This window comes from Salinibacterium sp. GXW1014 (assembly GCF_044769865.1).
Lineage (GTDB): Bacteria > Actinomycetota > Actinomycetes > Actinomycetales > Microbacteriaceae > Homoserinimonas.
In genome coordinates this window covers 20,970-44,850 of sequence record NZ_JBIZWA010000001.1, presented here as the reverse complement: position 1 = coordinate 44,850, position 23,881 = coordinate 20,970, and the positions used below count along the sequence as shown (strand labels likewise).

General features: G+C 67.3%; 28 protein-coding genes. 23 read left to right on the top strand and 5 right to left on the bottom strand.

The features are described 5' to 3' along the window. The first annotated feature begins 24 nt into the window (after positions 1-24). The 11 genes from ACIQK7_RS00235 (at position 25) to dapF (ending at position 10,508) form a co-directional block, all read left to right on the top strand. Positions 25-2,760, top strand: a complete 2,736-nt coding sequence (locus ACIQK7_RS00235; RefSeq protein ID WP_403020028.1) for a DNA translocase FtsK — start codon at positions 25-27, stop codon at positions 2,758-2,760. 74 nt (positions 2,761-2,834) lie between these two features. Further along, positions 2,835-3,374 (top strand): CDP-diacylglycerol--glycerol-3-phosphate 3-phosphatidyltransferase, encoded by a 540-nt coding sequence (gene pgsA / locus ACIQK7_RS00230; RefSeq protein ID WP_403020025.1) that lies wholly within the window; start codon positions 2,835-2,837, stop codon positions 3,372-3,374. After that, positions 3,371-3,850, top strand: a complete 480-nt coding sequence (locus ACIQK7_RS00225; protein ID WP_403020024.1) for a CinA family protein — start codon at positions 3,371-3,373, stop codon at positions 3,848-3,850. Before pgsA ends, ACIQK7_RS00225 begins: the two co-directional genes overlap by 4 nt. Positions 3,851-3,979: 129 nt before the next feature. Further along, entirely contained in the window at positions 3,980-4,327 is a 348-nt protein-coding gene (locus ACIQK7_RS00220) for a helix-turn-helix transcriptional regulator (RefSeq protein WP_325208999.1), read from the top strand. 31 nt (positions 4,328-4,358) lie between these two features. Further along, a complete protein-coding gene (locus ACIQK7_RS00215; protein WP_403020022.1) occupies positions 4,359-4,580 on the top strand; it encodes a DUF3046 domain-containing protein in 222 nt (73 codons plus the stop codon). Between the two features lie 306 nt (positions 4,581-4,886). Next, positions 4,887-5,966, top strand: a complete 1,080-nt coding sequence (gene recA / locus ACIQK7_RS00210) for a recombinase RecA (RefSeq protein WP_403020021.1) — start codon at positions 4,887-4,889, stop codon at positions 5,964-5,966. A gap of 4 nt (positions 5,967-5,970) precedes the next feature. Beyond that, complete coding sequence (locus tag ACIQK7_RS00205; RefSeq protein WP_403020020.1) at positions 5,971-6,597, top strand: regulatory protein RecX; 627 nt, start codon at positions 5,971-5,973, stop codon at positions 6,595-6,597. A gap of 34 nt (positions 6,598-6,631) precedes the next feature. Beyond that, the gene (locus ACIQK7_RS00200) at positions 6,632-7,081 is read left to right on the top strand and encodes a hypothetical protein (RefSeq protein WP_403020019.1); all 450 of its coding nucleotides are present in this window, start codon (positions 6,632-6,634) and stop codon (positions 7,079-7,081) included. 43 nt (positions 7,082-7,124) lie between these two features. Further along, positions 7,125-8,675 (top strand): tRNA (N6-isopentenyl adenosine(37)-C2)-methylthiotransferase MiaB, encoded by a 1,551-nt coding sequence (gene miaB, locus ACIQK7_RS00195; RefSeq protein WP_403020017.1) that lies wholly within the window; start codon positions 7,125-7,127, stop codon positions 8,673-8,675. Between the two features lie 5 nt (positions 8,676-8,680). After that, positions 8,681-9,640, top strand: a complete 960-nt coding sequence (gene miaA / locus ACIQK7_RS00190; RefSeq protein WP_403020015.1) for a tRNA (adenosine(37)-N6)-dimethylallyltransferase MiaA — start codon at positions 8,681-8,683, stop codon at positions 9,638-9,640. Next, positions 9,633-10,508 (top strand): diaminopimelate epimerase, encoded by an 876-nt coding sequence (gene dapF / locus ACIQK7_RS00185; protein WP_403020013.1) that lies wholly within the window; start codon positions 9,633-9,635, stop codon positions 10,506-10,508. Before miaA ends, dapF begins: the two co-directional genes overlap by 8 nt. Positions 10,509-10,513: 5 nt before the next feature. On the opposite strand, the gene ACIQK7_RS00180 is transcribed toward dapF, so the two are convergent. Continuing rightward, positions 10,514-11,122 carry a class I SAM-dependent methyltransferase gene (locus tag ACIQK7_RS00180; RefSeq protein WP_403020011.1) on the bottom strand — a complete coding sequence of 203 codons (609 nt, stop codon included), beginning with the start codon at positions 11,120-11,122 and terminating at the stop codon, positions 10,514-10,516. 42 nt (positions 11,123-11,164) lie between these two features. Between ACIQK7_RS00180 and hflX the strand changes: the two genes are divergently transcribed. Beyond that, positions 11,165-12,715, top strand: a complete 1,551-nt coding sequence (gene hflX, locus ACIQK7_RS00175; RefSeq protein ID WP_403020009.1) for a GTPase HflX — start codon at positions 11,165-11,167, stop codon at positions 12,713-12,715. A gap of 85 nt (positions 12,716-12,800) precedes the next feature. Here the strand turns inward: hflX and ACIQK7_RS00170 are convergent, their stop codons facing one another. The 3 genes from ACIQK7_RS00170 to lexA all read right to left on the bottom strand — a co-directional run bounded on the left by ACIQK7_RS00170 (position 12,801) and on the right by lexA (position 15,400). After that, a complete protein-coding gene (locus tag ACIQK7_RS00170) occupies positions 12,801-13,664 on the bottom strand; it encodes an ABC transporter permease subunit (RefSeq protein WP_403020008.1) in 864 nt (287 codons plus the stop codon). Beyond that, a complete protein-coding gene (locus ACIQK7_RS00165) occupies positions 13,661-14,584 on the bottom strand; it encodes an ABC transporter ATP-binding protein (protein ID WP_403020006.1) in 924 nt (307 codons plus the stop codon). The genes ACIQK7_RS00170 and ACIQK7_RS00165 overlap by 4 nt, the downstream gene beginning before the upstream one ends. Positions 14,585-14,725: 141 nt before the next feature. Continuing rightward, the gene (gene lexA / locus ACIQK7_RS00160; RefSeq protein ID WP_403020004.1) at positions 14,726-15,400 is read right to left on the bottom strand and encodes a transcriptional repressor LexA; all 675 of its coding nucleotides are present in this window, start codon (positions 15,398-15,400) and stop codon (positions 14,726-14,728) included. A gap of 285 nt (positions 15,401-15,685) precedes the next feature. On the opposite strand from lexA, the gene ACIQK7_RS00155 reads away from it, so the two are divergent. The 6 genes from ACIQK7_RS00155 (at position 15,686) to ACIQK7_RS00130 (ending at position 20,210) form a co-directional block, all read left to right on the top strand. Next, the gene (locus tag ACIQK7_RS00155) at positions 15,686-16,054 is read left to right on the top strand and encodes a LysM peptidoglycan-binding domain-containing protein (RefSeq protein ID WP_325208986.1); all 369 of its coding nucleotides are present in this window, start codon (positions 15,686-15,688) and stop codon (positions 16,052-16,054) included. 34 nt (positions 16,055-16,088) lie between these two features. Next, a complete protein-coding gene (locus ACIQK7_RS00150) occupies positions 16,089-17,183 on the top strand; it encodes a histidinol-phosphate transaminase (protein ID WP_403020002.1) in 1,095 nt (364 codons plus the stop codon). A 105-nt stretch (positions 17,184-17,288) separates the two neighbouring features. Then, on the top strand, positions 17,289-17,912 hold the full coding sequence (gene hisB, locus ACIQK7_RS00145; protein WP_403020001.1) for an imidazoleglycerol-phosphate dehydratase HisB: 624 nt from the start codon (positions 17,289-17,291) through the stop codon (positions 17,910-17,912). After that, entirely contained in the window at positions 17,909-18,565 is a 657-nt protein-coding gene (gene hisH, locus ACIQK7_RS00140) for an imidazole glycerol phosphate synthase subunit HisH (RefSeq protein WP_403020000.1), read from the top strand. Before hisB ends, hisH begins: the two co-directional genes overlap by 4 nt. A gap of 110 nt (positions 18,566-18,675) precedes the next feature. After that, positions 18,676-19,425: a bifunctional 1-(5-phosphoribosyl)-5-((5-phosphoribosylamino)methylideneamino)imidazole-4-carboxamide isomerase/phosphoribosylanthranilate isomerase PriA gene (gene priA, locus ACIQK7_RS00135; protein WP_403019997.1), complete on the top strand. Its 750-nt coding sequence runs from the start codon at positions 18,676-18,678 to the stop codon at positions 19,423-19,425. Continuing rightward, entirely contained in the window at positions 19,422-20,210 is a 789-nt protein-coding gene (locus ACIQK7_RS00130; protein WP_403019994.1) for an SseB family protein, read from the top strand. The genes priA and ACIQK7_RS00130 overlap by 4 nt, the downstream gene beginning before the upstream one ends. A 2-nt stretch (positions 20,211-20,212) precedes the next feature. Here the strand turns inward: ACIQK7_RS00130 and ACIQK7_RS00125 are convergent, their stop codons facing one another. Then, complete coding sequence (locus ACIQK7_RS00125; RefSeq protein WP_325209018.1) at positions 20,213-20,539, bottom strand: DUF1844 domain-containing protein; 327 nt, start codon at positions 20,537-20,539, stop codon at positions 20,213-20,215. 347 nt (positions 20,540-20,886) lie between these two features. Here ACIQK7_RS00125 and infC point away from each other — a divergent pair, with 347 nt between their 5' ends. From infC to ACIQK7_RS00100, 5 genes are all read left to right on the top strand, one after another. After that, positions 20,887-21,492, top strand: coding sequence for a translation initiation factor IF-3 (gene infC / locus ACIQK7_RS00120; RefSeq protein ID WP_403023881.1), 606 nt, complete (start codon positions 20,887-20,889; stop codon positions 21,490-21,492). A gap of 62 nt (positions 21,493-21,554) precedes the next feature. Next, on the top strand, positions 21,555-21,758 hold the full coding sequence (gene rpmI, locus ACIQK7_RS00115) for a 50S ribosomal protein L35 (protein ID WP_147721638.1): 204 nt from the start codon (positions 21,555-21,557) through the stop codon (positions 21,756-21,758). A gap of 35 nt (positions 21,759-21,793) precedes the next feature. Beyond that, positions 21,794-22,180, top strand: coding sequence for a 50S ribosomal protein L20 (gene rplT / locus ACIQK7_RS00110; protein WP_325210344.1), 387 nt, complete (start codon positions 21,794-21,796; stop codon positions 22,178-22,180). A 26-nt stretch (positions 22,181-22,206) separates the two neighbouring features. After that, on the top strand, positions 22,207-23,025 hold the full coding sequence (locus ACIQK7_RS00105) for a TrmH family RNA methyltransferase (RefSeq protein WP_403019990.1): 819 nt from the start codon (positions 22,207-22,209) through the stop codon (positions 23,023-23,025). A gap of 50 nt (positions 23,026-23,075) precedes the next feature. Then, positions 23,076-23,861, top strand: a complete 786-nt coding sequence (locus ACIQK7_RS00100) for an amino acid ABC transporter ATP-binding protein (protein ID WP_403019988.1) — start codon at positions 23,076-23,078, stop codon at positions 23,859-23,861. The last annotated feature ends 20 nt before the right edge of the window (positions 23,862-23,881 follow it).

Here is a 23,881-nt window from a genome sequence, read left to right as displayed (position 1 = left end):
GGTGGCCGCAGGTACCGTGGTCGCATGGCTACGAGCACCAAGTCGACGTCGCGCGCGCGGAACGCTTCGGCGCGCAACGCGAAGGCTCCCGCGCGCACGGCGGCAACGAAGAAACTCCCCGCGCAGCCACCTGCGCCGGAGCGCGGCGTCGTCACGAGCGCCTGGCTCGGTGCCGCCCACGTCGTGGGCGCTGCCGCCCGCCTCTTCGGGCGCGAGACGCTCGCCAAGGAGGAGCGCCGCGACGGCGTGCCCTTCTTCATCTTCCTGCTCGCGATCGCGGGCGCCGTGGTCGAGTGGTTCATGCCGAATGACCCGGTCGCGATGGCGCTCGACGCCTGGACCTTCGGCGGGCTCTTCGGCAGGGTCGCCTACGCGCTCCCGGTGATCATGGTGCTCTTCGCGCTGTGGCTCTTCCGGCATCCGGCCTCCGTCAATGACAACGGCCGCATCGGCATCGGGCTCGCCGTGCTCCTCGTCAGCGTGAGTGGCCTGTGTCACATCTTCGGCGGCACGCCGCAGCCGACCGACGGTCCTGTCGCGCTCGCCTACGCGGGCGGCATCCTCGGTTGGATCGCGGGCCAGCCCTTCGTGCAGCTCGGCGTCGCCTGGCTGGGCGTCGCGCTCATGGGCGTACTGCTCCTGCTGTCGATCTTCATCATCACCAAGACGCCACCGAACCGCATCGGTCGCCGCTTCCGCGAGCTCTACGCCTACCTCTTCGGCGAGCAGCTCCCCGAGGGTGCGGAACGTTCGAAGGCGGATGCCACAACCGAGATCACAGACTTCGGCGACCTGGGCATCGACCCCGAGGAGGCGGCAACGCTGCCCTGGTGGCGCCGCAACAAGTCGCAGCGCGAGACCGATCCCGCCTTCGACAGCCCCGTCGTTGCGCGCGCCAACGAGACCGACATCGTGCCGACGGATGCGCCTCCCGTGACCGAGAACCCCTTCGGCGGCGTCGAGCTGCTCGAGGAACTCGCGAAGGCGGAGGATGCGGTCAAGCGCTTCACGGGTGAGGTGCCGCCGGCCGCTGGCCAGGGCACGGGCATCCGCGACGACGGCGACTCTGCCGTCGAGCTCCTTCCCGGTTTCAGCGACACGGCGTCGGAGAAGGGTCGCCAGGGGGAGTTCGACGCAGAGTCCGAGCGTCCGCAGGCACCCTACCGGCTCCCCGTATCGTCGACCCTGAAGCAGGGCACGCCTCCCAAGTCGCGGTCGCAGGTCAACGACGATGTTGTCGCAGCGATCACCGAGGTGCTCAAACAGTTCTCGGTCGACGCGAAGGTCACGGGATTCAGCCGTGGTCCGACGGTGACGCGCTACGAGATCGAGCTGGGTCCCGGCGTGAAGGTCGAGCGCGTCACGGCGCTCAGCAAGAACCTCTCCTACGCGGTCGCGAGCAACGAGGTGCGCATCCTCTCGCCCATCCCCGGCAAGAGCGCGATCGGTATCGAGATCCCCAACACCGACCGCGAGATCGTCTCCCTCGGCGACGTGCTGCGGTCGAAGGCGAGCACCGCCAGCCGTCACCCCATGACGATCGGTGTGGGCAAGGATGTCGAGGGTGGCTTCGTCGTCGCCAACCTCGCCAAGATGCCTCACCTCCTTGTCGCCGGTTCGACGGGTTCGGGCAAGTCGGTGTTCGTCAACTCGATGATCACCTCGCTCCTCATGCGCGCCAAGCCATCCGAGGTGCGCATGGTGCTCATTGATCCGAAGCGGGTGGAACTCGCGCCCTATGCCGGTATTCCGCATCTCATCACGCCCATCATCACGAATCCCAAGAAGGCCGCTGAGGCGCTCGCGTGGGTCGTGAAGGAGATGGACATGCGGTACGACGACCTCGCGAGCTTCGGCTACCGGCACGTCGACGACTTCAACGCTGCGGTCATCAACAACGAGATCGTGCTGCCGGAGGGGAGCCAGCGAAAGCTCAAGGCTTACCCCTACCTGCTCGTCGTCGTCGACGAGCTTGCGGACCTCATGATGGTCGCACCTCGCGACGTCGAGGATTCGATCGTGCGCATCACGCAGCTCGCCCGCGCGTCCGGCATCCACCTCGTGTTGGCGACGCAGCGGCCGAGCGTCGATGTCGTCACGGGCCTCATCAAGGCCAACGTGCCGAGCCGACTCGCGTTCGCGGTGAGCAGCATGACCGACTCCCGCGTCATCCTCGACCAGCCCGGTGCCGACAAGCTCATCGGCCAGGGCGATGCCCTGTTCCTCCCCATGGGGGCCAACAAGGCGATCCGCGTGCAGGGTGCCTGGGTCGGCGAAGACGAGGTCAACGCGGTCGTCAAGCACGTGACGCAGCAGGCGCGGCCCGAATACCGGCAGGACGTCACCGAGGTTGCCGAGAAGAAGCAGATCGACAGCGACATCGGCGATGACCTCGAGGTGCTGCTCGCGGCCGCGGAACTCGTCGTGAGCACGCAGTTCGGCTCGACCTCGATGCTTCAGCGCAAGCTCCGTGTCGGCTTCGCCAAGGCGGGGCGCCTCATGGACCTCCTGGAGTCCCGCGAGATTGTGGGCCCCTCGGAGGGGTCCAAGGCGCGCGACGTGCTGGTCACGCCCGAGCAGCTCCCCGGCGTGCTGGCGCGCCTGCGCGGGGAGGAGCCGCCGGCTTCCTCGGCCGCGCCCGCCGTCCCCTCCGCTCAGGCTTCGCACGCCGAAGACCCTGTCGCTGCCATGACGAGCGGCTACGATGAGGTCGAGGCGTCTGGCAACGAGGATGCCTGGCAGCTGACCGACAGGGAGTAACGCACGTGGGGCTCCCCGATTCACTGCGTGGCCGCGTCATTCGCGCGGGAGACACGCCGGCAAGCGTCCTGAACGTGCCGAACATCATCACGATCGTGCGCATCCTCATGGCGCCCCTGTTCTTCTGGATGCTCCTGGCCGACGCGGGAACACATTCGCCGCTCCGCTGGGCCGCTGCTGCGGTCTTCGTCGTCGGTATCGCGACCGACAGCATCGACGGGCATATTGCCCGCCGACGCAATCTCGTGACCGACTTCGGCAAGCTCATGGATCCGATTGCCGACAAGCTGCTGACGGGAGGCGCGCTGGTCTGCCTCGCCCTGCTCGACGAGCTCGCGTGGTGGGTCGTCGCGGTGATCCTCGTCCGCGAGATCGGCATCACGCTCTACCGGGTCGCGATGCTGCGGGACCGGGTCATCCCGGCCTCGCGCGGCGGCAAACTCAAGACCGTGCTGCAGTCGGTCGCGATCTCCTTCTTCCTGGTGCCGCTGTGGACGGTCGTGGGGGACTGGATCCACTGGGTCAACGGCGTGCTCATGGCGGCCGCGGTCGCGGCGACCCTCCTCTCGGGCCTCGACTATCTCCTCAAGGCGCGGCAGGGGAGGGCGGCGTGAGCGCCTCCGGCGAACTCGTCGAGCTGCTGATCGAGCGCAGGCTCACGATCGCCGTTGCGGAGTCGCTCACGGGCGGCCTCCTGGTGTCTGACCTGATCGCGACGCCCGGGGCATCCGCGACCGTGCTGGGCGGGGTGGTCGCGTACAACACCGAACTCAAGCGCAGCGTGCTGGGCGTCGACGCCTCGATACTCAATGTGCACGGGGCCGTGCATCCGGATGTCGCGGGCCAGATGGCATCCCTCGTTCGTGAAGTGCTCGCGGTCGATGGCGTGCCCGCCGACATCGGGGTCTCGACGACGGGCGTCGCGGGCCCAGACTGGCAGGACGGCCGGGAGCCGGGCACTGTGTTCATCGGCGTCGCGATCGACTCCGACCTCCGCGTCTCGGCCCACGAGTTCGAGGGTGACCGCGACGCCATCCGTCGCCAGGCAGCGGATGCCGCTGTGCTGGCGGTGCTCGAGCGACTCCGCTGATCGTTTCTGGGAATACCCCTCGCTACGATCCGGTTACAGCAGGTACATTCACAAGCACCGCACAGACTGCGATGACTAGAGTTTCACCCACGCTAGGCTTCCAGTCACGTACATTTTGGGGAGGGTCCAATGGTTCTCGTTCGTCAGGAAATCGGGGACGTTCTGCGGGACTTCCGCCTGCAGAAGGGGCACACCCTCCGTCAGGTTGCCAGTCGAGCCAGTGTGGCGCTCGGCTACCTGAGTGAGGTGGAGCGCGGTCAGAAAGAGGCCAGCTCCGAGATCCTCGCCTCAGTCGCAGAAGCGCTTGACACTCCGATCTCCGTCATCATGCACGAGGTCGGTGATCGCATGGCGATCATCGAGGGCCTCAATGTCATTCCCGACACTGTTCCGGAAGACTTCGGCAGCGCCTTCAAGCGCGAGTTCTCGCGCGACGGGTTCGAGTCGTCCATCGAGCCAGACATGGCGGTCCGCTGAGTCTCTTCGCCCTGCCGTTCCCGGGGGCATCGTGCGCCTGAGTGAGTTCTGGATCGCCGTCAGCGAGGAGTTCGGCGAGGCCTATGGCCGGATGCTCGTGCACGACCTGGTGCTGACCGAGCTCGGCGGCGTCACCGGCGAGGTCGCGCTCCGCCAGGGCGCTTCCCCGCGCGACATCTGGGTTGCCCTGTGCAAGGCATCCGACGTGCCCCAGGACCGGTGGCACGGCGTCGGCCGTCTGCGCGAGCCCTGACCGGAGCACATCGGCTCGGATCTCAGGGACGACACGCCGAACATCTACTCGAACATGTGTTCGGTCGAGAGTAGGCTCCTTCACAGCGGTGGATCGAAGGCAGTTCTCACACTTTCGGCTGCACCCCCGATGACTGTCGGTGGTGCCTCCTAGTGTCTGTGGTGCTGGCGATACGCCGACAACCAGCCTTGTCGTACGCAGTCGGACCTTGCACCATCGGTCCTCCTGCAAGGCGACAGAAGACAGGCACATCACCTCGTCACGGCCGAAGACATTCCGGGCGTGCGCAACGACAGGAGCTTCACAATGGCATCAGCAGCCGACCGCGAGAAGGCACTCGACACCGCACTCGCGCAGATCGACCGGCAGTTCGGCAAGGGCTCGGTCATGCGCCTCGGCAGTGACGATCGTGCACCCGTCCAGGTCATCCCCACCGGTTCCATCGCCCTCGACGTCGCGCTCGGCGTCGGCGGCCTGCCCCGCGGCCGCATCGTCGAGATCTACGGCCCGGAGTCCTCGGGTAAGACGACGCTCACGCTGCACGCAATCGCCAATGCGCAGCGCGCCGGCGGCATCGCGGCCTTCATCGACGCGGAGCACGCGCTCGACCCGGAGTACGCCAAGTCCCTCGGCGTCGACATCGACTCGCTCCTCGTCTCCCAGCCAGACACGGGTGAGCAGGCGCTCGAGATCGCCGACATGCTCGTGCGCTCGGGCTCGATCGACCTGATCGTCATCGACTCCGTCGCCGCACTCGTGCCGCGGGCCGAGATCGAGGGCGAGATGGGAGACTCCCACGTGGGCCTGCAGGCGCGACTCATGTCCCAGGCACTCCGCAAGCTCACGGGTGGTCTCAACTCGACCGGCACCACCATGATCTTCATCAACCAGCTCCGCGAGAAGATCGGCGTGTTCTTCGGCAGCCCCGAGACCACTGCGGGTGGTAAGGCGCTCAAGTTCTACGCTTCGGTTCGCCTCGACATCCGCCGCATCGAGACCCTCAAGGAGGGCACCGACGCGGTCGGAAACCGCACGCGGGTCAAGGTCGTCAAGAACAAGATGGCGCCGCCCTTCAAGCAGGCCGAGTTCGACATCCTCTACGGCGTCGGCATCTCCCGCGAGGGCAGTCTGCTCGACTTCGGCGTCGAGCACGGCATCGTCCGCAAGTCGGGTGCCTGGTACACCTACGACGGTGACCAGCTCGGGCAGGGCAAGGAGAACTCCCGGCGGTACCTCATCGAGCACCCCGAGGTTGCCAAGGAGATCGAAGACAAGATCCTCGTCAAGCTCGGCATCACGAAAGACCCGAATGCTGCCGCAGCACCGGCAGACAACGTCGAGCCGATCGCGCCCAAGGTCGCCGGCCGCAAGGCCGTAGGGGCCTGACGTAGTGTCCCCGAGCAGCGGTGACGGGGGCGAGCGTCTCGCCCCCGTCGCCTACCTCCCCGGCGCCCGCGCCGCCGACGCAGGGTGGGCGGTGCCGGGGGTCGATGAGGCCCCAGACGAGGCGCCGCCGGTTCCTGAGCGCCAGGCGAAGCGCGCGTCCAACGTGAGCCTTGCGGGGCTCGGCCGTCGCAACATGTCTCGTTGGGAGGTTGAGAATCTCCTTCGATCCAGGGACCTTGACGACGAGACGATCGACTACGAGGTCTCTCGGCTCGAGTCTGTCGGGCTGGTCGATGACTCTGCCCTCGCAGAGACCCTCGTGCGCACGCAGCACGAACGCAAGGGGCTCGGCAGGCAGGGGATCGTGGCGGAGCTCCGGCGCAGGCACATCGACCAGGAGATCATCGACGCGGCCCTCGAGTCACTTGGGCGGGATGACGAGCGTGAACGTGCCATCGAACTCGCCGAGAAGCGAGCTTCCCAGTTGCAGTCCTACGATCACGAGACCGCCAAGCGCCGTCTCACGGGCTTCCTCCAGCGCAAGGGCTACTCGTCCGAGGTCATCCGCGACGCCGTCGACCAGGCTCTCGGTTCTCCGCGCTCCCGTCCGGGAGGCGTCCGCTTCCGCTGAGGTCCACGCAACAGCCCGCGACTACCATGGGGTCATGCAACCGGGCCGAGCTACGCATCTGGGCCGGGCCATCCTGTGCGGCTTCGCGGTCGCTGCCCTCGCCGGATGCTCGACGATGCCTCCCGCCGTCGAGTCCGCAAGTCCGCAACCCCCCTCGCCCAGCGTGGTCTCTGAAGAGACGCTGCAGGAGCAATCCCTCGTCGGCACCTCGTGGCGGGGGATGGACAGTGCGGGCGACCGTACCTCCTTCACGCTCGAGCCCGACCACACGGTCGTCGTCGCCTTCAACGACGGCGAGTGGCACGACCCGCGCGACACCTGGCAGCTCGACGCAGGAGTGCTCACGATCACCGTGCACGTCGACGCCGTGCACGGTGATCTCGTCTACCGGGCCGACTACGCAGCATCCGCCGACACGCTCGAGGCGACGGCCACCTCGACGCTGAGCGAGCGGACGCTCACGGTGACCCTCGAGCGCTCCTGAGCGCCCCACCGGGGCGGCCCAGCGGCGTTAGGCTAGCGTGATCATGACCTCGCTCGCTCCGTCTCCCGCATCGCCCCAGAGCACATCGCCGCGCACCTACGAGGTGCGCACCTATGGGTGCCAGATGAACGTCCACGACTCCGAGCGGCTCAGCGGTTCGCTCGAAGCGGCGGGCTACGTGCGGGCCGACGGCACTGAGCCGGATGTCGTCGTCATTAACACCTGCGCTGTGCGGGAGAACGCCGACAACAAGCTGTACGGCAACCTCGGCCAGCTCGCCTCGATCAAGCGCCGCCATGAGGGCATGCAGATCGCGGTGGGCGGCTGCCTCGCCCAGAAAGACAAGAACGTCATCCTCGAGAAGGCCCCCTGGGTCGATGTCGTCTTCGGCACGCACAACATGGGGTCCCTTCCCACACTCCTCGAGCGTGCGCGGCACAACGGCAAGGCCGAGATCGAGATCCTCGAGTCGCTCGAGGTGTTCCCCTCGACGCTCCCGACGCGGCGCGAATCGACCCACAGCGGTTGGGTGTCCATCTCCGTGGGCTGCAACAACACCTGCACCTTCTGCATCGTGCCTGCCCTCCGCGGCAAGGAGAAGGACCGCCGTCCCGGCGACATCCTTGCCGAGGTCCAGGCGCTCGTCGACGACGGCGCGATCGAGGTCACGCTGCTCGGCCAGAACGTCAACTCCTACGGCGTCGAGTTCGGCGACCGCCAGGCCTTCAGCAAACTGCTCCGTGCAACGGGAGAAATCGACGGGCTCGAGCGCGTGCGCTTCACGAGTCCGCACCCTGCCGCCTTCACCGACGACGTGATCCACGCCATGGCGGAGACGCCCAACGTCATGCCACAGCTCCACATGCCCCTCCAATCGGGCTCCGATCGCATCCTCAAGGCGATGCGGCGCAGCTACCGCTCGGAGCGATTCCTCGGTATCCTCGACCGCGTGCGCGATCGCATCCCGCACGCCGCGATCTCGACCGACATCATCGTCGGCTTCCCGGGCGAGACCGAGGAAGACTTCCAGGAGACGCTTCGAGTGGTCGAGCAGGCGCGGTTCGCCTCCGCCTTCACCTTCCAGTACTCCATCCGACCCGGCACCCCTGCGGCCACGATGCCCGACCAGGTGCCCAAGGCAGTCGTGCAGGAGCGGTATGAGCGGCTGGTCGAGCTGCAGGACCGCATCTCCTGGGAGGAGAACCAGAAGCTCGTCGGCACGACGGTCAATGTCATGGTCTCGGCCGAGGGCACGAAGGACGCGCAGACGCACCGGCTCTCCGGTCGCGCCGAGGACAGCCGCCTCGTGCACTTCGCGCTTCCCGAAGATTCGCCGACGCCGCGGCCCGGTGACATCGTGACGGTCGTCGTGAGCGACGCCAAGCCGTTCTACCTCATCGCGGATTCCGCCCCGGGAACGGCGCCGAGCATCCGTCGTACCCGTTCCGGCGATGCCTGGGACCGTGCGGAGGCAGCGTCGTGCGGTGTGCCGGCGCCGACAGGCACGAGCACGCCGGGCCGGGTCTCACTGGGCCTGCCCTCCCTCCGCGTGGCGACCGTGCCGATCTACGACTCGGCTGACGGAGAGCGCTGAGCACTGTGGCCGAGCAGCCGCCCCTGATCGCGATCGTCGGCGCGACCGGCACGGGCAAGAGTGAACTCTCGCTCGAGTTGGCCGAGCGGATCGCGGATGCCGGTGGCTCGGCCGAGATCGTCAACGGCGACGCCATGCAGCTCTACCGCGGCATGGATATCGGCACGGCGAAGATTCCCCCGGGGGAGCGTCGAGGTATCCCGCACCACATGTTCGACGTGCTCGACGTCGATGAGGAGGCGAGCGTCGCTGCCTTCCAGGAGCAGGCACGCGCGGCCGTGACCGAGATCGCGGAGCGAGGCGCGACGCCGATCCTCGTGGGCGGCTCGGGCCTCTACATCTCCTCGGTGCTCTTCGACTTCCGCTTCCCCGGAACGGATGCTGGCGTGCGCGAGCGCCTGGAGGCCGAGCTCGAGGCATCCGGGCCCGGCGTGCTCTTCCGTCGCTTGCAGGAGCACGACGCCGACGCGGCGAAGTCGATCGGGCCACACAACGGGCGACGCATCGTGAGGGCATTGGAGGTGATCGAGATCACGGGGGAGCCCTTCGGTGCGGGCCTGCCCGAGGACGCACCCTGGTGGCCGGACACGCGCATCCTGGGCCTCACTGCGCCGCGCGACGTGCTCGTGCAGCGACTCGATGCGCGGGTGGAGGGCATGTGGCGCGCCGGCATGCTCGACGAGGTCGAGTCGCTCATGGCCGCCGGAATCGAGCGCGGCGTCACGGCACAGCGCGCCATCGGCTACGCGCAGGCGATCGCCCAACTGCGGGGCGAGCTCTCCCGCGACGCCGCGATCGAGCAGACGCAGGCGCTCACCCGGCGCTACGCACGGCGACAGGTGGGCTGGTTCCGCCGCTATCGTTCGGCGCTGTGGCTCGAGCACGACGACCCCGAGCGGGCCGATGCCGCGGCTGCCCACGCACTGGCAGGCGCAGCCGCGCACGTATCCTTGGACAATGCCTGAGATCCATTTCACCAAGGGGCACGGCACGGGCAATGACTTCGTGCTGTTCGCCGACCCAGACGGCACGATCGAGCTGAGCCCCGAGCAGCTCGCCGCGATCGCCGACCGACGCTTCGGTGTCGGGGGCGATGGTGTGATCCGGGCGGTCCGCTCGTCCAAGCTTCCGGAGGGGGCGGCTGCCCTCGCAGAGGATGAGGCTGCCGAGTGGTTCATGGACTACCACAATGCGGATGGTTCGCCCTCGGAGATGTGTGGCAACGGCATCCGTGTCTTCGCGGAGTACCTCACGGCGAACGGCCTCGTCGAGCTTGGCCGCAATGACACCCTGACGGTGGGCACGCGGGCCGGCGTGCGTGACCTCCAGCGCAACCAGCGCGGATTCCAGGTTGACCTCGGCCGCTGGCGCCTCGACGGCTCCGACCCCCTTGTCCGCACCGCAGGCGTGCCCGTCGCCCGTCCGGCTCTCGGCATCAACGTCGGCAACCCGCACGTCGTCGTGGCGCTGTCGTCGAAGGAGGAATTGGATGCTGCGGACCTCTCGGCCCCGCCCGTCCTCGAGCCGGAGGCGCCGGAGGGGGCGAACGTCGAGTTCGTCGTGCCGCACGACCCGCTCGTCGTGGATGGTGTCGGGCGCATCACAATGCGGGTGCACGAGCGTGGGAGCGGCGAGACGCTCTCCTGCGGCACGGGTGCCGCGGCGGCTGCGCTGGCGACGCGTCACTGGGCAGGGGCGGGTGCCCCCGACCACTGGCGCGTCGACGTGCCGGGCGGATCACTCGGCGTGCGGATGTGGGCGGCTGAGGATGGCGAGCACGTCTCGCTGAGCGGTCCAGCGGTGCTTGTCTTCGAGGGTGACCTGAGCGTCTGACGCCCTCAGCGTCGGCGAACGCGCAGCACGCGGAAGCCCTTGTTCGTGGCCGCCCTCGTGACGGTGAAGCCCGCGGGCAGTGCGCCCTCCATCCAGCGGTGCAGCGAGTCGGAACCGAGATTCTTCTGCACGACGAGCCAGGCGTCGGTCGCAGCCTCGAGCCGCGGCAGCCAGTGCAGCAGCATGTCGTGGAGCACGTTCTTGCCCACCCTGATGGGCGGGTTCGACCGGATGCCCATGAAGATCACGTCGTCGGGAACATCCTGGGGCAGCACTGCGTTCACATTCGACAGACCAAGGGCCTCGGCATTCCGGCGCACGAGGTCGAGCGCACGCTCGTTCACGTCGACCGCCCAGACGGTCGCGTGAGGTGATTCGAGCGCCATGGTGAGGGCGATGGGGCCCCAACCGCTGCCGAGATCCAACAGGTGCCCTCCCGGCGGCGGAGGGGGAGTGTTGGCGAGAAGCACCTGGGTGCCGACGTCGATGCGATCGGGACTGAATACTCCACCCGCGGTCGTGAGTGTGCGGGGCAACCCCGCGAGGTTCACAGTCAGCGGGCGTAGTTTGAGCTCACTCTCCGGTTCAGCGGAGAAGTAGTGCTCGTTGGCCATGGAGAGAAACCTATCGAATAGCGAGGAGCTAGGGTTAACCCAATGACTGAAGCTGAATCTGAAGAGCGTCGTGACGAAGATGTCATCGAGCGCGTATTGGCCAACGCGGCGACCCGACCTGCAGGTTCCACGATCTTCACGAGTGAACGTGCCCAGGCGCTCCAATCAGATCCGGGCGCTGCCCCGACCGGTGAGACGGATGGCGAGCAGTTCGACCGCGAGGAGCGCGAGGCGCTTCGCCGGGTCTCCGGCCTCTCGACCGAGCTCGAAGACGTCACAGAGGTCGAATACCGGCAGCTGCGCCTCGAGAAGGTCGTCCTGATCGGCATCTACTCGCAGGGCACGCTCAAGGAGGCGGAGAACTCCATGCGGGAGCTCTTCGCGTTGGCCGAGACGGCCGGTGCTGTCGTGCTCGACGGGCTGCTGCAGAAGCGGGCGACGCCCGACCCCAGCACCTACTTCGGCAAGGGCAAAGCGCACGAACTGCGGGATGTCGTCGCCGCGGTCGGCGCCGACACCGTGATCGTCGATGGTGAGTTGTCCCCAAGCCAGCGGAGGGCCCTGGAAGACGTCATCCGAGTCAAGGTCATCGACCGCACGGCCGTCATCCTCGACATCTTCAGCCAGCACGCCAAGAGCCGCGAGGGCAAGGCCCAGGTGGAGCTCGCGCAGCTTGAATACCTCCTTCCGCGTCTTCGCGGTTGGGGCGAGTCGATGTCCCGCCAGGCGGGTGGCCAGGTGGGTGGCGCCGGGGCGGGCATGGGAAGCCGCGGTCCGGGTGAGACGAAGATCGAGCTCGACCGTCGCCGCATCCATTCCCGCATGGCGAAGCTTCGGCGCCAGATCAAGGAGTTCAAGCCGGCGCGTGAGGCGAAGCGCGCGAACCGCAACCGTTTCGCGGTGCCGAGCGTGGCGATCGCGGGGTACACCAACGCGGGCAAGTCGAGCCTGCTCAACCGCATCACGCGGGCCGGCGTGCTCGTCGAGAACGCCCTCTTCGCGACGCTGGATGCGACGGTGCGCAAGGCAGTGACGGCCGATGGTCGCAACTACACGCTGACCGACACGGTCGGCTTCGTCCGCAACCTGCCCCACCAGCTCGTCGAGGCGTTCCGTTCGACGCTCGAGGAGGTCGCCGAGGCTGATGTCATCGTGCACGTTGTCGACGCCTCGCATCCGGATCCCGCGAGCCAGCTCGCGACCGTGCGTGACGTCATCGGCGAGGTGGGTGCGCGGGACATCCCCGAGATCGTCGCCTTCAACAAGGCCGACCTGGCGGATGACGACCAGAGGCTGCTGCTTCGCGGCCTCGAGCCCGACGGTATCTTCGTGTCGGCACGCACGGGGGAGGGCGTGGAGGAGCTCCTCGCGCGCATCCAGGACGTGCTGCCCGATCTTGCTGAAGAGATCGAGGTCGTCGTGCCCTTTGACAGGGGAGACCTCGTCGCGCTCGCGCACGACCGGGGGCGCGTGCTCGCGTCGACGTATGGTGAGCACGGCACGAAGCTTCACGCCATGGTTGACGGGCAACTCGCCTCCCAGCTGCGCGCGGTGGACGTGGCAGTCCGGGGCGAGTCGACGCCGAGTTCCTAGTTGGCTGTCGCCGCCCTCTGCGGCCGCGAACGGGCGAGGCCCCGGTCGACGAACCGACCGGGGCCCCGCACGCGCTCCTGCATGATCAGGCGTCGCGCCCCTTGAGAGCGAGTGCTCCGAGCAGCAGGCTGGCGGCAGTCCACGCGAGCGCGACCAGCGTGGCCATGCCCGGCTCGAGTGTCGACATCATCCCGGTCGGCGTCGGGGTGGCCTCGCCGCCTGGGATCGTCATCATGGCGTTGCCCGCAGAGTCGAACATGTAGGGGATGACATCTGAGATCCATTCGATCCAGATGGAGAAGATGCCGAGCGCCATCGGCAGCACCATCAGCACGCCGACGACGATCGCGATCCCGCCCGCGCCCGAGCGGACGAGGGTGCCGATGCCGAGACCGAAGAGCCCGACAAAGCCGAGGAAGGTCGCGGCACCCAGCATGGCCAGCAGCTCCTCGGCCCCGAGGGGCGCGAGCATGTCGTCCGCGCTGAGGAACGGCATCGCCACAAGGTAGGCGGCGAGCACGCTGACCGCTCCGAGCAGGAACATCCAGACGAACGTCACGACGCCCTTGGCCGCGTACATGCTGAGACGCCCCGGTGCCGCCGCGAGGCTCGACCTGATCATGCCCGTCGAGTACTCGCCCGAGATGCTCAGCACGCCCTGGATGCCCGCCACGAGCATCCCGAACATGACGCCGCTCGTGACCGCCGACATCGTCGCGCTCTGGCGAGTCTCATCGGTGGCGGGGAGGTCCTCACCGGTCATGGGATCGATCGCCGAGAAGTTGGCGACGGATGAGAGCAGCAGCGCGAGGAGCACCCACAGCAGGAGAATGATGCCGGAACTCCAGTAGGTCGAGCGCAGGCTCGTGAACTTGATCCACTCGGAGCGCACGAGGCCGCCAAAGCTCAGTCGTGCGCCCCGCGGGATGGAGACGGATGTCGCGGTCATCGGGTACCTCCCACGGGCACGGCGCCACCGGCGCGGTACTCGACTTCGTCCTGGGTGAGGGCCATGTAGGCCTCTTCAAGTGAGCTCGCGACGGGCGTGAGCTCATGGAGCACGACCCCGTGGACGGCAGCGGCCTCGCCGACCTGTTCCGCCGTGACGCCGTTCAGGCTGATTGCACCGTCGGAGAGCGGAGTCTGCTGCGCATCGGGAAGTGCCTGGGCCAGCAGCTCGGGACGCGGTGTGCGCACGCGCACGGTTGAGCCACCGGCGCCCGCGATGATGTCGGAGACGGGCGCGTCGGCGAGCACGCGGCCGCGCCCGAGCACGATGATGTGGTCGGCGGTCTGTGCCATCTCGCTCATGAGATGGGAGGAGAGCAGCACAGTGCGTCCCTCGGCGGCGAGATGCCGCACGAGCTTGCGCACCCACTGCACGCCCTCCGGGTCGAGGCCGTTGACGGGCTCGTCGAGGATGAGCGTCGCCGGGTCGCCGAGCAGCGCAGCCGCGATGCCGAGTCGCTGCCCCATTCCGAGGGAGAAACCGCCGACACGCTTGCGCGCGACGCTCGCGAGGCCGGTCAGCTCGATGACCTCCTGCACGCGGGCCTTGCCGATGCCGTGCGTCGCCCCCATTGCAAGCAGGTGCTTGTAGGCGCTGCGACCCGTGTGCACAGCCTTGGCGTCGAGCAGTACACCGACCTCGCGCATGGGAGCTCGGTACTCGCGGTACGCCTTGCCATTGACGGTGACACTGCCGGCACTCGGCTTGTCGAGCCCCACGATCATGCGCATGGTGGTTGACTTGCCGGCACCGTTCGGGCCGAGAAAGCCCGTCACCGTGCCGGGCCGCACGGTGAAGTCGACATTGTCGACCGCCGTTCGGCTTCCATAGCGCTTCGTGAGCGCTGTCGCCTTGATCAAGGTGCCCCTCTCTGTTGTCTTGCAGGGACTGTCGTCCCGCGGCATTCACGCTAGGGCACCGCGCATTGCTGGGGCATCCATCGCACGGATGGTCTTCGCGAAGCGGGCTACGCCTCCGGGTACCGCCGCACGGGGGAGACGCTAGACCGCCCGGAGGACAGCGACGACCTTGCCGAGCACCTCGGCGTAGTCGCCGAGGATGGGGGCGAAGGCGCTGTTGCGGGGCAGGAGCCACGTGTGACCGTCGCGCTGCTGGAAGACCTTGACGGTGGCTTCGTCATCAAGCATCGCCGCGACGATGTCACCGTTCTCGGCAGTCTTCTGCTGCCGCACGACGATCCAGTCGCCGTCGCAGATGGCGGCGTCGATCATCGAGTCTCCGACGACCTTGAGCATGAAGAGTTCGCCCTTGCCGACGAGCTGCCGCGGCACGGGGAACACCTCGTCGATCTGCTCCTCGGCCGTGATCGGAACACCGGCCGCGATACGTCCCACCAAGGGGACCATTGCCGCGTCGCCGCGCGGCACCGACAGGATCGCGTCGTCGGGGCTCTCGCTGCGGTCGTTCTGTGGCAGGTCGATCAGCACCTCGATCGCGCGAGGCCTGTTGGGGTCCCGGCGGAGGTAACCGCTCAGCTCCAGCTGCCCCAACTGGTGCGTGACGCTTGAGAGTGACGCAAGGCCGACGGCATCGCCGATCTCACGCATGCTCGGCGGGTACCCCTTGGTCGACACCGCGCGCTGGATGAACTCGAGGATGGCGAGCTGCTTCTCGCTGAGGCTCTTGCGCCTGCGGGGTGAGGGCTTCTCGTCCATGGTCTCCTCGTCACGCGATCCGAATGTCGGTGGGTGCTGGTGTGCTGTCTCTCAACAATCGAAACTGTATCCGCCTGGATGCCCAGATACAAACATCTGTTCGAGTGTGTCGCGGTATATATCGCGGAATCTTCTGGATTTCCGGTGCTTGCGCTTCGACCAATTCGAAGATATGTTCGGTACAAAGTTCCGCACCCCGGCGCTCCCGGCCGAGTGCCGGGTGCGGAACCTTCTCCCGAGGCCACAGCGGCCAACTGGGCAGCACGACGGCGAAAGGAGTCAGCAATGAGCACCACCGCATCACCCACCCGCGAGTACCCGAGGCTGCGCCCGGTCGAGTCGATCGCCGCCCGCCCTCGCCTTCGCCTCACCCGGCGCGGCCGGGTCGTCTTCACGACGCTCGCTGCAACCCCTCTCGTCATCGCGGCGCTCCTGCTCGGCCTCAACGGCGGCATGGCGACCGCGAGCGGCACGGCGGGCGCTCCGCTTGAAGCCGTGACCGTCTCATCCGGCCAGTCGCTCTGGTCGATCGCGAGCGAGGTCGCACCCGACGCCGACCCGCGCGACGTGATCGCATCCTTCGTGCAGGTGAACCAGCTCGACTCGCTCGACGTCGTGCCCGGCCAGGAACTCCTCGTCCCCGCTCGCTACTGAGCAGGCTCGGTTCGCCCGCTCCTAGAATGGGGCGGTGGCATCACTCGCAGACCTCCCCATTCGCGACAACCTCCGCGGGCTGACTCCGTACGGAGCTCCCCAGGAGCAGGTGAGCGTGGCGCTCAACGTCAACGAGAACACCCATCCGATTCCGGAGAGTGTCGCGCACGACGTCGTCACCTCACTCGCGCAGGCCCTCATCGGCATCAACCGCTATCCCGACCGGGAGTTCACGACGCTGCGCGAGCGCCTCGCGAGCTATGTCGGCCACGGCGCGACCCCTGAGCACATCTGGGCGGCGAACGGCTCGAATGAAGTGCTCCAGCAGGTGCTGCAGGCCTTCGGAGGCCCCGGGCGTTCCGTGCTCGGCTTCCCTCCGACCTACTCGATGCACTCGATCATCGCCGCGGGCACGGACACCACCTGGGTTACGGGAGAGCGCGATCCCGGCTACGAACTCTCGCCGACGCTCGTGACGGAGTGGATCGAGAAGACGAAGCCCGACCTCGTCTTCCTCTGTGCACCCAACAATCCGACCGGCACGCCCGTCTCCCTCGACACGATCGTGGCTGCATACGACGCGACCGACGGGATGGTTGTCGTCGACGAGGCCTACGCGGAGTTCGCACCTGAAGGATCGCTCTCGGCGCTTTCACTGCTCGAGGGCCGCGAGCGGCTCATCGTCTCTCGCACCATGAGCAAGGCTTTCGCCTTCGCGGGTGCTCGCGTCGGATACATGATCGCGGATCCTGCGGTCTGCGATGCGATCCGCCTCGTGCGCCTGCCGTACCACCTCTCTGCGCTCACCCAGGCAGCGGCGGTGGCGGCGCTCGACCACACGAGCGAGATGCTCGCGATGGTTGGTGACATCCGCGGGCAGCGCGATCGACTCCTGCGGGAGCTGCCCGAACTGGGCTTCACGGTCTGGCCGAGCGAGGCGAACTTCGTGCTGTTCGGGGGAGTCCACCAACCCCACGCGCTCTTCGAGGCGCTACTGCAACGCGACATCATCATCCGTGACCTCGGAATCCCGCACCACCTGCGGGTGACGGCTGGCACCGAGCGCGAGACGACGCTGTTCCTTGACGCGCTCCGCGCCCTCGGCGGAGCATCATTCGGCGCTCGGTGAACACCGCGGCCGCAGCGTCCGCCGCTCGCTAGACTTGATGCGGGCATTCGCCCACCCCAATTGGCTCGCCGCACGTCGGCGATGCCGCGAGATGAGGATGCAGCAATGGCAGAGCAGGCCGAAACATCGGGTCGTCGTGTCGCGCAGCTGACGCGCCAGACGAGCGAGTCGAGCGTCGAGCTCTCACTTGACCTCGACGGCACGGGGCGCGCCGACATCAGTACCTCGGTGCCCTTCTATGACCACATGCTGACGGCCTTCGCCAAGCACTCGCTCATCGACCTCACGGTGCGCGCCAAGGGCGACGTGGAGATCGACGTGCACCACACGGTCGAGGACATCGGCATCGTGCTGGGCAAGGCGCTCGCCCAGGCACTCGGCGACAAGGCTGGAATCTCGCGTTTCGGCGACGCGATGGTGCCACTCGACGAGGCGCTTGTCAGTGCCGTCGTCGATGTGTCCGGTCGGCCCTACCTCGTGCACGAGGGCGAACCCGCGGGGTTTGAGTTCCACCTCATCGGAGGCCACTTCACGGGGTCGATGGTCCGCCACGTGTTCGAGGCCATCACGTTCCACGCTGGGCTGACGGTGCACGTGCGCGTGCTCGGCGGCCGCGACCCCCACCACATTGCCGAGGCCGAATTCAAGGCCTTCGCGCGCGCAATGCGCAAGGCGATCGAGCGGGATGCCCGCGTGAGCGGGGTGCCGTCGACGAAGGGTGCTCTGTGACGCTCGCGTCCAAGCCCAGTCTCGTCAAGCCCAGTGTCGTCGTACTCGATTACGGCAGCGGCAACGTGCACTCCGCGGTCAAGGCCCTGGAGCTCGCCGGCGCTGACGTGGAGCTGACGGCTGACCCCAAGCGGGTCGCCGAGGCCGACGGCCTCCTGGTTCCGGGAGTCGGTGCGTTCTCCGCCGTCATGGCGGCGCTCGAAAAGGTCGGCGGCGGCGAGATGATCGATCGTCGCCTTGCGGGAGGGCGCCCCGTGCTCGGGATCTGCGTCGGAATGCAGGTGATGTTCGAGAAGGGCGTCGAACGAGGCGTCACGACCGAGGGGCTGGGGGAGTGGCCGGGCACGGTCGACGAGCTCGACGCTCCCGTCGTTCCCCACATGGGCTGGAACAGCGTCGAGGTGCCCGAGGATTCGGTGCTCTTCGACGGTGTCGAGGATGAGCGTTTCTACTTCGTGCACTCCTACGCGGCGAAGGAGTGGGGCATCGACGCGATGCCGCCCTTCCCGGCTGCGCGACTCACGTGGGCCGACCACGGCGGACGGTTCCTCGCGGCGGTTGAGAATGGCCCGCTGAGCGCGACGCAGTTCCATCCCGAGAAGTCCGGCGGCGCGGGCATCCGCGTGCTCAGCAACTGGCTTCGCACGCTCTGAGTCATCGAATTCGCCGCCGCTGGCTTCCGGAGTAGTATCGGTGACTTGTTGCGCGCCCTAGCGCGAGCCTTCTTTTCCTTCCCCTGGCATGCCCCCGAAGAAAGCCCATGATGAGCGAGTTCAACACGACACCCGGCCTGACCCTGTTCCCCGCCGTCGATGTGTCTGACGGCAAGGCTGTGCGTCTTACGCGCGGCGAGGCCGGCAGCGAGACCAGCTACGGCGATCCGGTCGCGGCCGCCGAGGCCTGGGCCAATCAGGGGGCCGACTGGATCCACCTCGTCGACCTCGACGCGGCGTTCGGGCGCGGAGACAATCACGGCATCATCAAGAAGGTGATCCGCCAGGTGCGTGGCTCGCTCAACATCGAGCTCTCCGGTGGCATCCGCGATGACCGTTCTCTCGAGGCGGCGCTGGCGACTGGCGCGAAGCGGCTCAACCTCGGCACGGCGGCTCTCGAGAACCCGGAATGGGCAGCGCATGTCATCGCGGAGTATGGCGAGGCGATCGCTGTCGGGCTCGACGTGCGCGGCACGACCCTCGCGACCCGCGGCTGGACCCAGGATGGCGGCGACCTCTGGTCGGTCATGGACCGTCTCGAAGAGGCCGGATGTGCGCGCTACGTCGTGACGGATGTCACCAAGGACGGCACCATGCAGGGGCCGAACGTCGATCTCCTCCGCCAGGTGCTCGAGCACACTCCGAAGCCCGTCATCGCCTCCGGCGGCATCTCGAGCCTCGATGACCTCATCGCACTGCGGGAGCTCGTCCCGCTCGGACTCGAGGGTGCCATCGTCGGCAAGGCCCTCTACAACGGTGCCTTCACCCTCGCCGAGGCCCTGGACGTCGCGGGCGCGTGACCGCGGGTCCCTCACACAGCCACCACATCGGCGGCACCGATTCGGCCGGCCAGCCCTGGGCGGGCCGTTCGTTCAGCGAGACCCCATTTGCCGATGACGATGGCTCGGCGCCGGCCGAGTTCATCGCCGCCATCTCCTCCTTCCGGCGGGGGGAGACCTCGTCCGCGCAGGTCGTCGACGCGATCCGCGGATGTCGTCTTCTCATCCCGCTCGTTGCGTCGCTTGGCGAGGCGGGCACGAACGAGCACGGCGTGACGGTCGACAAGAGCGCAGACCTTGCGATCGTGACGGTCGCTGGCCCAGACGGGCGCAATGTGCTTCCCGTCTTCAGCTCGGTGGCGGCCATGCAGGCATGGAATCCCTCGGCTCGACCCGTGCCCGCTGACGCGGTGCGGGTGGCGCTTGCGGCGGCGGATGAGTCGACCGAGCTCGTCGTTGTCGACCCCACGAGCGAGACGGAGTTCGTCATCCGCCGGCCGGCGCTCTGGGCGGTAGCCCAGTCGCTGCCGTGGCTGGCGCCGTTCGACAGCACAGCAATCATTGGCGAGTTCGAGGCATCCGTCGCGTCAGAAGCGGATGTCGCGGCGGTGACGCTGCGGGCGGGCGATCCCGCGGCGCGGCTGCAGGGTCCGGAGTTGCTCGTCGAGCTGGCGCTCAAGCCCGGCCTCGACGAACGTGCACTGCAGGAGCTGCTGTCGCGCCTGCAGGAGCGGTGGTCACGCAGCGAGGGAATTGCCCTCGGGGTCGACTCCCTCGCTGTCCGCGTCGTGCCCGCTGCGGGCTGAGCCTAGGAGACCGGGCCGGTGTACTTCTCGCCCGGGCCCTTGCCCGGTGCGTCGGGGAATGCGGATGCCTCGCGGAAGGCGAGCTGCAATGAACGGAGCCCGTCGCGCAGCGGCCGCGCGTGCGAGTCGGAGAGGTCGGGGGCAGCGGCCGTGATGAGTCCCGCGAGGGCAGTGATGAGCTTGCGGGCCTCATCGAGGTCCGTCTCGGTGTCGGGGTTGTCAGCGAGGCCGCACTTGACGGCCGCGGCGCTCATGAGATGCACGGCCACAGTGTTGATGACCTCGATTGCAGGCACATCGGCGATGTCGCGTGCGGCGCCGGCCGGCATGTCGTAGATGTCGTTGTCGTGGGCCTCGTGTCCACCGGGACGCGGGGTATCGCTCATCAAGATTTCCTCTGCTAGAATCGTCCGGGCTCTGGAACCGTTGTCGGTTCCGGATACGAAAGTGGAGATTCTCCCACCCGCGCTTGACCGCCGTGCTTTAAAGGTTACCGGGTTGTTGGCACCCCGCTGACGCGCACCTCGTGCTCGTCGGTAGTACTGAAGGGTGCCGTGCCAGTGCAGTTCCGCATCCTGTGCGGGGTCTCTCTGGGTGAATCCTCCCTCTCGTCGCCACGGCATCCGCCGCAGGCCAGGCACACAGTTTTCGCAGACGAGTACATGAGGAGGACCGCATCAGCGATCCCAGAACGAATGACCGAATCCGCGTCCCGGAAGTCCGTCTCGTTGGCCCCGGGGGCGAGCAGGTCGGCGTTGTCCGCATTGAGGAGGCCCTGCGCCTCGCTCAGGAGGCCGACCTGGATTTGGTTGAGGTTGCTCCCAATTCCCGGCCTCCGGTCGTCAAGATCATGGACTTCGGCAAGTTCAAGTACGAGACGGCGCAGAAGGCGAAGGAAGCCAAGCGCAACCAGTCGAACACGATCCTCAAGGAGGTTCGTTTCCGGCTCAAGATCGACAAGCACGACTACGAGACCAAGCGCAAGCGCGCCGAGGGCTTCCTCAAGCAGGGTGACAAGGTCAAGGCCATGATCCTGTTCCGTGGTCGCGAGCAGTCGCGTCCCGAGCAGGGTGTACGCCTCCTGCAGCGCTTCGCGGAGGATGTCGCGGAGCTCGGCACGGTCGAGTCCACCCCGACGATCGACGGTCGCAACATGGTCATGGTCATCGGCCCGCACAAGACGAAGGCCGAGATCAAGATCGAGACGGATGCCCGCAAGGCGTCGTCCAAGGAGCCCCGCGAGGCCAAGGACGAGTCCAGCGAGGCAACGCCTGCGGAGTAGTCCGTACCCCCAGTCTTCGCCCGCACGGGCGTGATGAAGCACGACAGTGAACAAGGAGAGAGATGCCTAAGCAGAAGAGCCACTCAGGGGCCAAGAAGCGTTTCAAGGTCACCGGTAGCGGCAAGGTCATGAAGCAGCAGGCCGGCATGCGCCACAACCTCGAGGTCAAGTCGGGGCAGCGCAAGCGCCGCCTCAACGCCGACCAGGTGCTGGCACCCCAGGACGCGAAGGTCATCAAGCGCCTTCTTGGCAAGGCCGGCCGCTGAGCCGCCCCCGCATTCGGAACTAAGGAACAGAGAAAATGGCAAGAGTAAAGCGGGCCGTCAACGCCCACAAGAAGCGTCGGGTCATCCTCGAGCGCGCCAGCGGTTACCGCGGCCAGCGTTCGCGCCTCTACCGCAAGGCGAAGGAGCAGGTCACCCACTCGCTCGTCTACGCGTACCGTGACCGTCGTGCCCGCAAGGGTGACTTCCGTCGCCTGTGGATCCAGCGCATCAACGCTGCGTCGCGCGCCAACGGCCTCACGTACAACCGCTTCATCCAGGGCCTCGGCCTCGCGGGTGTGCAGGTTGACCGTCGGATGCTCGCCGACATGGCAGTGAACGACCCCAAGACGTTCGCGGCCATCGTCGCGACCGCCAAGGCGGCGCTGCCTGCCGACACGTCGGCTCCCAAGGTGTCGGCATAGCCGCACACCCGGCCTAGACTTAGGCCATGCTTGACAACCCGCGCTCACCCCGTGTGCGTGGCGTAGCGAAACTTCGCAAGAGAGACGCCCGGTCTGAGACCGGGCTCTTTCTTTTGGAGGGCCCGCAGGCCGTGTCGGAGGCGCTTGCCTGGCGCCCCGAACTCCTGCAGGAGCTGTACGCCACGCCCACGGCGTTCGAGCGGCACTCAGACCTCGCTGCTGCGGCGGAGGAGGCGGATGTCATGGTCGAGTTCGTGACGGAGCAGGTGCTCGAGGCGATGGCCGACACGGTCACGCCGCAGGGCGTCGTCGCCGTCTGTCGACAGTTCCCCGTCTCGGTGAAGGATCTCCTGTCTGACGGTCCGCGACTCGTGGTCGTGCTCGAGGAGGTCCGCGATCCGGGCAACGCGGGCACGATCATCCGGGCAGCGGATGCCGCGGGCGCGGACGGCGTGATCTTCAGCGGTCGCACGGTCGACCTCTACAACCCGAAGGTGGTCCGCTCGACGACGGGCTCCCTCTTCCACATCCCCGTCGCGGTGGGCGCGGAGTTCCCCGCGCTGCGGGAGCGCCTGCGCGATGCGGGTTTGAACGTCCTCGCCGCCGACATCAAGGGTGACGACCTGCTCGCCGCCCGGCAGGAGGGCGTGCTGTCGCAGCCGACCGCGTGGCTGTTCGGCAATGAGGCCCGGGGCCTCAGCGATGACTACCTCGCCCTGGCTGACCGGGCCGTCTCGGTGCCGATCTATGGGCGGGCAGAGTCGATGAACCTCGCGACCGCAGCATCCGTCTGTCTCTATGAGAGCGCATTCGCGCAGCGGAGCTCATCGGTTACGAACAAGTAACGGCGCGCCGGATCTCCCCGACAAGGGTCCCACCGGACTACCTTGGGCACATGACCTCGAGTTTTGAGACCACGAGCAACCCGATTCACGCGGCACATGGTGAACCTCTCGTCGTCCTGGAGAACGTAGAGAAGCATTACGGTGACTTCCACGCGTTGAAGAACATCAACATGACGGTCAACAAGGGCGAGGTCGTCGTGGTCATCGGGCCCTCAGGCTCGGGCAAATCGACCCTCTGCCGCACGATCAACCGCCTCGAGACCATCACCTCGGGTGAGATCCGCATCGACGGCAAGGCGCTGCCCAAGGAGGGCAAGGCATTGGCTGCGCTCCGTGCCGATGTCGGGATGGTCTTCCAGTCGTTCAACCTCTTCGCACACAAAACGATCCTTCAGAACGTGACGCTCGGCCCCATCAAGGTGCGTCGCCGGGCGAAGGCGGAGGCTGAGAAGGATGCGCGTGCGCTTCTCGAGCGCGTCGGCGTGGCGGTGCAGGCAGACAAGATGCCTGCCCAGCTCTCGGGTGGTCAGCAACAGCGCGTGGCGATCGCGCGCTCGCTCGCGATGAAGCCGAAGGTCATGCTCTTCGACGAGCCGACGTCCGCGCTTGACCCCGAGATGATCAACGAGGTGCTCGACGTCATGGTGCACCTCGCGGCCGAGGGCATGACAATGATCGTCGTCACCCACGAGATGGGCTTCGCTCGCAAGGCGGCCGACCGGGTCGTGTTCATGGCGGACGGTGAGATCGTCGAGGAGGCGGCGCCGGAGGAGTTCTTCAGCAACCCGAAGAGCGACCGCGCGAAAGACTTCCTCTCCAAGCTCCTGACCCACTGAGACCTGCACACAGGGCGGAG